At 71.2% G+C, this 9,652-nt stretch carries 6 protein-coding genes; 3 read left to right on the forward strand and 3 right to left on the reverse strand.

The features are described from left to right. A partial coding sequence (locus KDH83_RS27080) for an anti-sigma factor (RefSeq protein WP_212321383.1) occupies positions 1-444 on the forward strand: 444 nt, incomplete at its 5' end. 68 nt (positions 445-512) lie between these two features. Here the strand turns inward: KDH83_RS27080 and KDH83_RS27085 are convergent. From KDH83_RS27085 to atzF, 3 genes are read right to left on the reverse strand one after another with little or no spacing between them, the layout of a single operon-like run. Further along, positions 513-1,217 (reverse strand): GntR family transcriptional regulator, encoded by a 705-nt coding sequence (locus KDH83_RS27085; RefSeq protein WP_212321385.1) that lies wholly within the window; start codon positions 1,215-1,217, stop codon positions 513-515. Beyond that, on the reverse strand, positions 1,202-4,852 hold the full coding sequence (gene uca, locus KDH83_RS27090) for an urea carboxylase (protein WP_212321387.1): 3,651 nt from the start codon (positions 4,850-4,852) through the stop codon (positions 1,202-1,204). The genes KDH83_RS27085 and uca overlap by 16 nt, the downstream gene beginning before the upstream one ends. A gap of 29 nt (positions 4,853-4,881) precedes the next feature. Next, positions 4,882-6,714 carry an allophanate hydrolase gene (gene atzF, locus KDH83_RS27095; RefSeq protein ID WP_212321389.1) on the reverse strand — a complete coding sequence of 611 codons (1,833 nt, stop codon included), beginning with the start codon at positions 6,712-6,714 and terminating at the stop codon, positions 4,882-4,884. A 378-nt stretch (positions 6,715-7,092) separates the two neighbouring features. Between atzF and urtA the strand changes: the two genes are divergently transcribed. Next, positions 7,093-8,346, forward strand: coding sequence for an urea ABC transporter substrate-binding protein (gene urtA, locus KDH83_RS27100; protein WP_212321391.1), 1,254 nt, complete (start codon positions 7,093-7,095; stop codon positions 8,344-8,346). A 13-nt stretch (positions 8,347-8,359) separates the two neighbouring features. Next, positions 8,360-9,652, forward strand: a 1,293-nt coding sequence (urtB, locus tag KDH83_RS27105; protein WP_212321393.1) for an urea ABC transporter permease subunit UrtB, incomplete at its 3' end; no start/stop codon positions are given.

Raw genomic sequence — 9,652 nt, forward strand, 5'->3', positions numbered from 1 at the left:
GCGCCCGAGCGCGCGGCGGCCAGCTATGCGCAGCGCGCCGCCGTGGCGCACGCGGTCTACGCGCCCGACATGGGCCGGCCGGTGGAAGTCGGCGGCGACAACGAAAAGGCCCTGGTGACCTGGCTGACCAAGCGGCTGGGCGCGCCCGTCAGCGCGCCCTCGCTGTCCGCGCTGGGCTATGAACTGGTCGGCGGCCGCCTGTTGCCCGGCGGCGCCGGCCCGGTGGCGCTGTTCATGTACGGCGCGCCCGACGGGCAGCGCCTGACCCTGTACGTCACGCGCGAGGCAGCCGGCGGCCAGACCGCCTTCCAGTTCACGCAGGAAGGGCCGGTGCGCGTGTTCTATTGGGCCGAGGGCCCGTTCGGCTACGCGCTGTCGGGCGCCGTCAGCCGGGAAGAACTGCAACGGGTGTCGCAGGAAGTCTACCGGCAGTTGCAAGGCTGACATCGCGCCACGCGTCGCTCGCGGCGCTGTGTCCGGCCGGCGCGCGACGCCGCCGGCATGGACCGATCCTAGCCGCCGCGCGCCTCGTGCAGCATGCGCAGCGTGATCTTGCTGACCTCGGCGCGGCTCGTGCCGATGTGCGCGCGCAGCAGGCGCGCGGCGTCGTCCGCCTGGCGCGCCAGCACCGCGCCCAGGATGGCGCCGTGTTCCTCGTAAGTGGCGTCGATGCGGAAGTCCTTGGTGAAATCCAGCCGGCGCACGATGCGGATCTTCTCGGTCACGTCGCGATGCACCTGCGCCATTTCGGGATTGCCCGCCGCCTCGACCAGCGCGCAGTGGAAGGCCTCGTCCAGCTCGGCCACCCGCCGGCCATCCAGCAGGCGCTGCTGCGGCGGCGCGTGCCAGATGTCGCGCAAGGCCATCAGCAGGTCCGTCTCGTCCGCGCGCTCGCGCGCGCACAGGCGCTCCACCGCCGCCAGCTCCAGCACGATGCGCAGGTCGTACAAGGCCTCGAAACGCTCGAAATCGAAGGGCCGCGCCTGCCAGCCGCTGCGCGGGCTGGCCAGCACGAAGCCCTCGCGCTCCAGCCTCGCCAGGCCCAGCCGCACCGGCGTGCGGCTCACGCCCAGCCGCGCCGCCAGGTCGGTCTCGGTGAAGCGCTCGCCGGGCAGCAGCCGGAAGCTGAACAGATCGTCCTTGATCAGCTGATAGGCCTGGTCGGCCAGGGAGGCCCCCAGCGCCAGCGCGGGTCGCAGGCTCAGGCTACCGTGCATGACGCATCCTCCGCCAGGACGACCAGCGGATCGCCGGCGTTCACGGGCTTGCCCGGCACGCAGCGGATCGCGGTCACGACGCCGGCGGCCGGCGCGATGACGGACAGTTCCATCTTCATGGCCTCGACCACCACCAGCGTGTCGCCCGCCGACACGCTCTGGCCGATCTCGACCGGCACCTTCCACACATTGCCGCACATGTCGGCGCTGACCAGCCGCTCGCCCTCGCGCAGCTCGGCTTGCGCGTGCGGGGCGGCTTCCGGCCCGGACGGCGGCGGCGCCACGTCCTCGCTCTGCCACAGCGCGACCTCCGCGTCGAAGGCGCTTTTCTGGCGCGCCTGGAAGGCGGCGATGCTGGTCGCCTGCTCGGCCAGGAAGCGCTGGTGCGCGGCGAAGTCGAACACTTCCTCCTCGATGCGGACGCTGGCCCGACCGTGGCGGAAGTCTTCGCGCAGCACGTCCAGCTCGGCCTCGCTGACGGGATAGAAGCGCACCTGGTCGAAGAAGCGCAGCAGCCAGGGCTTGCCGTCCTGGAACACCGGGTTCTTCATGAACGTGTTCCAGATCGGCAGGCTGCGCCCCACCAGTTGATAGCCGCCCGGCGAGTCCATGCCGTAGATGCACATGTACACGCCGCCGATGCCGACGGTGCCTTCGGCCGTGTAGGTGCGCGCGGGGTTGTACTTGGACGTCAGCAGCCGATGGCGCGGATCGATCGGCACGGCGCAGGGCGCGCCCAGGTAGACATCGCCCAGGCCCATCACCAGATAGCTGGCGTCGTACACGATGCGCCGCACATCCTCGCGCGAGGCCAGGCCGTTGATGCGCTGGATGAAGTCCACGTTGTTCGGCAGCCAGGGCGCGCTGGCGCGCACGGTCTCCTGGTAGCGCCGCACCGCGCCCAGCGTGGCGCTGTCCTCGAAGGCCAGCGGCAGGTGGACCACGCGCGTGGGCACCTTGAGCGTGGCCACGTCGGCCAGTCCGACCTCGATCTCCAGCAGCCGCGCGATCAGCGCATCCTGGCGGACCTGGCGGCTGTCGTAGCGGATCTGCAGGGAGCGCACGCCCGGCGACAGCTCCAGCACGCCGGCCACGGGCCGCTCGTGCAGCGCCTCCATCAGCAGATGGATGCGCATGCGCAGCGCCAGGTCCAGCACGTTGTCGCCGTACTCCAGCAGCAGGTAGCCGTCGCCGGCCTGGCGGTAGGCGACGGACGGCCGCGCATCTTGCGCCGGCAGCGCCGCGATGATGGTCTCGGACGCGGTGGCGCGCGCCGGCGCGCTGATGGGCGCGACGGCGGGCATGGCCGGCGCGGCGGCGCTCAGCTCGCGCAGGCTGCGGTCCTGCGCCGCCTCCAGTGCCACCGCCTGTTCATAGTCCATGCGCACGAAGCGGATGCGGTCGCCCGGCTTGACCTGCCCCACCTTCCACAGCTCGGCCTTGGCGATCGTGACCGGGCAGACGAAGCCGCCCAGGCTCGGGCCATCGCGGGTCAGGATCACGGGGCTGTCGCCGGTGAAGTTGATGCTGCCGATGGCGTATTCGCAGTCGTGGATGTTGGACGGATGCAGCCCGGCCTCGCCGCCGCTCTCGCGCGCCCAGTCCGGCTTGGGGCCCGTCAGGCGCACGCCCAGGCGATTGGAGTTGTAGTGGACTTCCCAGTCGGCGGCGAAGAAGGCGTCGATGGCCTCCGGCTTGAAGAAGTCCGGCGCGCCATGCGGCCCGTAGAGCACGCCGATGCGCCAGGTATCGCCATAGGCCGGCACCAGCTCGGGCGGCGCGGCCTGCGGCGCCGCCTCGGGCGCGGCAGGCGCGCCGGGCAACCCGGGACGGACTCGGGGCAGCATGTCGCCCACGCGCAGCGTGCGGCCGGCATGGCCGCCGAACTGTCCCAGCGCGAAGGTCGAGCGGCTGCCCAGGTAGACGGGCACGTCCAGGCCGTCGCGCACGGCCAGGTACATGCGGCAGCCAGACAGCGCGCGGCCCGTGGCCAGCACCTGGCCCGCGCGCACCGTCACCGGCCGCCACATCGGCACGGGTTCGCCGTCCAGCGTGGCCGCGCATTGCGCGCCGGTCAGCGCGATGACGGCATCGCCATGAAAGCGCAGCGTGGGTCCGGCCAGCGTGGCCTCGATGCCGGCGGCGTCCGGCGCGTTGCCGACGATGCGGTTGGCCAGCCGGAACGCGTAGTCGTCCATCGGACCGGACGGCGGCACGCCGATATTCCAGTAGCCGGCGCGGCCGGGATAGTCCTGCACGCTGGTATAGGTGCCGGCCTCCAGCACCTCGATCGCCGCTGGCCGGTACTCGAAGGTTTCCAGGAAGCGGGTGGACAGCTCGCCGGCCGCGAAGCGCGCGTCGGCCACGATCTGGCGCAGGTAGTCCAGGTTGGTGGCGATGCCATGCAGGCGCGTGCGCGCCAGCGCGTCGGACAGCCTGGCCAGCGCCTCTGCGCGCGTGTCGCCATGCACGATCAGCTTGGCCAGCATGGGATCGTAGTAGGCCGGCACCTCGGTGCCGGTCGCGACCCAGCCGTCCACGCGCGGCCCCTCGGGGAAATGCACCTCGGTCAGCACGCCCGGCGAAGGCTGGAACTGGCGCAGCGGATCCTCGGCGTACAGCCGCACCTCGATGGACGCGCCGCGCGGCGCGCGCGACATGGCCTGCAGGTCCAGCGGTTCGCCCGCCGCCACGCGCAGCATGCACTCGACCAGGTCCAGGCCGGTCACCGCCTCGGTGACCGGATGCTCGACCTGCAGCCGCGTGTTGACCTCCAGGAAATAGAAGCTGTCGCGGGCCGGGTCGTAGATGAATTCCACCGTGCCGGCCGAGCGGTAGCCGACCGACTCGCCCAGCCGCACCGCCGCTTCCAGCAGGGCCGCACGGGTGGCGGGCGGCAGGTTCGGCGCCGGCGTCTCCTCGATGACCTTCTGGTTGCGCCGCTGCACCGAGCAGTCGCGCTCGCCCAGCGCCAGCACCCGGCCCCGGCCGTCGCCGAAGATCTGCACCTCGACGTGGCGCGCGTTGTCCACATAGCGCTCGATGAAGGCGCCGCCGTCACGGAAGAAATGCTCGCCCATGCGCTGCACGCTGTCGTAGGCCGCCGTCAGCTCGGCCTCGCTGTCGCAGCGCGACAGCCCGATGCCGCCGCCGCCCGCCGTGCTCTTGAGCATGACCGGATAGCCGATGCGCTCGGCCTGCGCCAGCGCCTCGCCCAGGCTGGACAGCAGCCCGGTGCCCGGCGTCATGGGCACGCCGGCCAACGCCGCCAGCTCGCGCGAACGGTGCTTCAGGCCGAACTCGCGGATCTGCATGGGCGTGGGTCCGACGAAGGCGATGCCGGCGGCTTCGCAGGCCTCGGCGAATTCAGCGCTTTCGGACAGGAAGCCATAGCCGGGGTAGATGGCCTGCGCGCCCTGTTCGCGGGCGGCGGCCAGCAGCAGGTCCATGCGCAGATAGCTGTCGGCGGCTTTCTCGCCGCCCAGCGCGACGGCGGCGTCGGCCTCGCGCACATGGGCGGCGTTGCGGTCGGCGTCGGAATACACCGCCACGCTGCGGATGCCCAGGCGCTTCAGGGTACGAATGGCGCGGACGGCGATTTCACCTCGGTTGGCGATCAGAACGGTATCGAACACGTTGCGACTCCTGGAAAGAATTGGGGGGATCAGCGGACGGCGGGATTCAGGCTGGCCAGGTAGGCGCGCCAGCCGCCATGCGCCGTGATGTCGCGCGCGCCTTCCAGGCCGTGCGGCTCGCAGATGAAGCCCTTGACCAGCCGCCCGTCCTCCAGCTCCAGCGTGCCGATGCCCAGCGGCGCCGGAATCTCGGCGACGAAGCCGCCAAACGCGGCGATGGGGATGTCCCACAGCTCGACCTCGATGGGCGCGCCATCGGCGCGCTTGGCCAGGCCCGGCTTGGGCGGCGTGGTGTTGGCCAGCGCATACAGCCGGTAGTCGTCCGCCGTGCGCGTCTTTTCCACCAGGACGGCATGGCGCGAACGGAGCTGATGGTTCAACGGCATGCCGCTAAGGTGCGCGCCCACCACGGCCACGCGCAGCGTGCCCGGCGCCGGATCGCGCGACGCGGGCGCGGCGGGCAGAGGCTTGCCGGTGGCGCCCAGCGGCAAGCCCAGGCGCGCCTGCCATTGCCTGCCGAATTCGGCCAGCGCATGATCCTGCCAGGCCAGACCCAGCACGGTGATGCCGGCGGGCAGGCCGTCGCCACGCATGCCCGCCGGCAGGGCCAGCGCGCACAGATCGGCCAGGTTGGCGAAGTTGGTGTAGAGGCCCAGCCGCGAATTGAGCGCCAGCGGATCCTCGCGCAGCTGTTCGATGGTGTAGATGGACGGCGCGGTGGGCACCAGCAGCGCGTCCACGTCCGCCAGCGACTGCTGGATGGCGCGCGCCAGCGCGGCGCGGCGGTATTCGGCCTGGAAGGCGTCCAGCGCGCTGTAGCGCCCGGCCTCTTCGACGATGCCGCGCACCACCGGATCGATCGCGACCGGCTGCTCGCGCCACAGGGTTTCGACCGCGGCGAAACGCTCGGCCACCCACGGCCCCTGGTACAGCAGCGCGGCCAGCTCGGCATAGGGCGAGAAATCGATGGTCCGCAGCTCGGCGCCACTGGCGCGCACCTCGCGCAGCGCCGCATCGAAGGCGGCCTCGGCCTCGGCGTCGCCGTGAAACTCCAGCTTGTCCGGCACCGCGAAGCGCGGCCGCGCCGGCCAGGGACGGGCCGTGCCGGCCGGCGCGGGCCGCGAGTAGGGGTCGTCCGCGTCGTAGCCGCCGGCGATGTCGGCCACCCGCGCCGCGTCGTCGACCGTCAGGGCGAACACCGACACGCAATCCAGCGTGCGGCAGGCCGGCACCACGCCGGCGGCGCTTAGCCAGCCGCGCGTGGGCTTGAGTCCGACGATATTGTTGAAACCCGCCGGCACGCGTCCCGAGCCGGCCGTGTCGGTGCCCAGCGAGAACGCCGCCAGTCCGCGCGCCACCACCGAGGCTGATCCCGAGCTCGATCCGCCGCTGATGTACTCGGGCCGGAACGCGTTGGCCACCGCGCCGTGCGGCGAGCGCGTGCCCACCAGGCCGGTGGCGAACTGGTCCAGGTTGGTCTTGCCGACCAGGATGGCGCCGGCGGCGCGCAGGCGCCGCACCACGCCGGCATCCTCGTCGGGCGTATAGGCGAACGCGGGGCAGGCGGCGGTGGTCGGCCAGCCGGCGACGTCGATGTTGTCCTTGACCGCGTAGGGCACGCCGTACAGCGGCAGGCGCGACAGGTCGCCCTCCGCCGCCGCCAGCAGCCGCGCCAATTCTTCCAGCTGGCGCGCCAGCGCCTGGCCGTCGACGCGCAGGATCCAGGCATTGTCGGCGGGCGCGTCCGGCGCTGCGGCGTGGCCGGCCAGCAGCGCCTCGGGCCGGGCGCCCGAGAGATAGGCGGCCTGCCATTGCGCGATGGTCCAACCGGCGGTGTCGAACTGCGTTGCTGCGGCGTTCATGCTGGAATCCTCTCTGGTATGCAAGTACGGATTCCCAAGCAAGCGGCATGCCATGTTCGCGCCAACGGCGCGTTTTCCCCTTGTTTCCCTGCCAGGACGTCCCGCGCGGCCACAAGGCGCGGCGCGCCGTCGCGGCGCCGGCGCGCACCGGCGCCGCGCAGATCACGCACCCGTTTTGTGCACGCGGCACCAGATTGAACAGGCCGCCGCGCCGCATCGTTCCCGCGCCCCGCCCTTCCGCCTACATATAGCGGCCCCGCCGCGCCGCCGCGTCCGTTGCGGCTGGCACGGGTCTTGCTTTGATGTCCTGGCGAGGCGCGGTACAGGCCCTGTCCATTTCATGCCGGCGATGCCGGCGCAACCTACCCAGGAGTCCCCATGAAACGCAGACTAGCCCTCAAGCAACTGACCGCCGTGAGCCTGCTGGCCCTGGCCGGCTGGATGCCGTCGGTCCATGCCGCCGAAGACACGATCAAGGTCGGCATCCTGCATTCCCTGTCCGGCACGATGGCGATCTCGGAGACCTCGCTCAAGGACGTGGCGCTGATGGCGATCGACGAGATCAACGCCAAGGGCGGCGTCATGGGCAGGAAGCTGGAGCCCGTGGTGGTCGATCCGGCCTCGAACTGGCCGCTGTTCGCCGAGAAGTCCCGCCAGCTGCTGGCGCAGGACAAGGTCGCGGTGGTGTTCGGCTGCTGGACCTCGGTATCGCGCAAATCGGTGCTGCCGGTGTTCAAGGAGCTGAACGGCCTGCTGTTCTATCCGGTGCAGTACGAAGGCGAGGAACTGGAGAAGAACGTGTTCTACACCGGCGCCGCGCCCAACCAGCAGGCCATACCCGCCGTCGAGTACCTGATGAGCGAGGACGGCGGCGGCGCCAGGCGCTTCGTGCTGCTGGGCACCGACTACGTGTACCCGCGCACCACCAACAAGATCCTGCGCGCCTTCCTGCACTCCAAGGGCGTGAAGGACAGCGACATCGACGAGGTCTACACGCCCTTCGGCCATTCCGACTACCAGACCATCGTCGCCAACATCAAGAAGTTCGCCACCGGCGGCAAGACCGCCGTCATCTCCACCATCAACGGCGACTCCAACGTGCCCTTCTACAAGGAACTGGGCAATGCCGGGCTGAAGGCCACCGACGTGCCGGTGGTCGCCTTCTCGGTCGGCGAAGAGGAACTGCGCGGCGTGGACACCAAGCCGCTGGTCGGCCACCTGGCGGCCTGGAACTACTTCGAATCGATCAAGAACCCGGTCAACACCGACTTCATCGCCAAGTGGAAGGCCTACGCCAAGGCCAAGAACCTGCCCAACGCCGCCACCGTGGTCACCAACGACCCGATGGAAGCGACCTACATCGGCATCCACATGTGGAAGCAGGCCGTCGAACAGGCCAAGAGCACCGACGTGGACAAGGTCATCGCGGCCATGGGCGGCCAGACGTTCAGCTCGCCCAGCGGCTTCGAGATCGTGATGGACAAGACCAACCATCACCTGCACAAGCCGGTGTACATCGGCGAGATCAAGGCGGACGGCCAGTTCAACGTGGTCTGGAAGAGCAAGGGTCCGATCCGCGCCCAGCCCTGGAGCCCGTACATCCCGGGCAACGAAGGCAAGCAGGGCCTGTAAGGAGACGGCCGCCATGCGCAACGCTGCGATCGCACGCTACCTGCGTCGTCTCCTGCTCGCCCTGGCCCTGGCCTGGCCGGCGCTGCCCGTGGCGGCGGCCGGCGTCGGCCCGGACCTGCTGGCGCCGCTGGCGGGCGACGATACCGACGCCAGGCTGCAGGCGATCGCCGCGCTGGGCGCGCTGCCCGGCGGCGAGGGCGCCGCCGTGCTGCGCGCGCTGGGCGCCGACCAGCTCTACGCGGCGCCGGACGGCCGCGTGCTGATCGGCGACGGCGCCCGCGCCACCGACCCGGCCAGCGGCGCCGCGTTGGACCTGCCGGCCGGCTCGTCCGCCATCGGCATCAACAACCGCTTGCGCCGCGCCATCGAGGCGGCGCAGGCCGGCGCGCAGCTGCACGCGGCCGATGCCGGCTCGCGGCTGGCCGCCGCGCGCCGCCTGCAACAGACCAACGATCCCTCGCGGCTGCCCCTGATCGCGCAAGCGCTGACCGCGGAACGCGACCAGACCGTGCGCGCCGCGCTGGAGATCGCGCAGGCCAGGCTGGAACTGCAAAGCGCCGATCCGGCGGCGCGGCGTCATGCCGTGGAACTGCTGGGGCGCGGCGGCGACGCCGCGTTCCGTCCCGTGCTGGCGGCCTTGACGCAGCAGCGCGACGGCGTCCATGCCGAACCCGACGCCAGCGTGCGCGAGGCCGCCGCCGACGCGCTGCGCCGCATCGACCGCCGCCTGGCCACCGTCGAATGGGCCGGCAATCTCTTCTACGGCCTGAGCCTGGGCAGCGTGCTGCTGCTGGCGGCGCTGGGGCTGGCCATCACCTTCGGGCTGATGGGCGTGATCAACATGGCGCACGGCGAGCTGCTGATGATCGGCGCCTACGTGACCTATGTGGTGCAAACGCTGTTCCGCGCCTGGCTGCCCGGCTGGCTGGACTGGTACGTGGCGGCGGCGCTGCCGCTGGCCTTCCTGGTCACGGCGCTGGTGGGCATGGCGCTGGAGCGCACCGTGATCCGCTGGCTCTACGGCCGGCCCCTGGAAACGCTGCTGGCGACCTGGGGCATCAGCCTGATGCTGATGCAGGGCGTGCGCAGCCTGTTCGGCGCGCAGAACGTGGAAGTCGGCAATCCGGCCTGGATGTCCGGCGGATTCACGGTGCTGGGCGGGCTGGTGCTCAGCTACAACCGCCTGGTCATCATCGGCTTCGCGCTGGCCGTGGTGGCGCTGGTCTGGGCATTGCTCAACCACACGCGCCTGGGCCTGTTCGTGCGCGCCATCACGCAGAACCGGCGCATGGCCGATTGCGCCGGT

Origin of the sequence: Achromobacter sp. Marseille-Q0513, from assembly GCF_018195695.1 — a bacterium.
Lineage (GTDB): Bacteria > Pseudomonadota > Gammaproteobacteria > Burkholderiales > Burkholderiaceae_B > Achromobacter.

What these genes read in the sequence shown, in the direction of transcription:
- KDH83_RS27085 (WP_212321385.1), bottom strand. Translation starts at nt 1,217, where the DNA reads ATGCACGGTAGCCTGAGCCTGCGACCCGCGCTGGCGCTGGGGGCCTCC.
- urtA (WP_212321391.1), top strand. Translation starts at nt 7,093, where the DNA reads ATGAAACGCAGACTAGCCCTCAAGCAACTGACCGCCGTGAGCCTGCTG.
- atzF (WP_212321389.1), bottom strand. Translation starts at nt 6,714, where the DNA reads ATGAACGCCGCAGCAACGCAGTTCGACACCGCCGGTTGGACCATCGCG.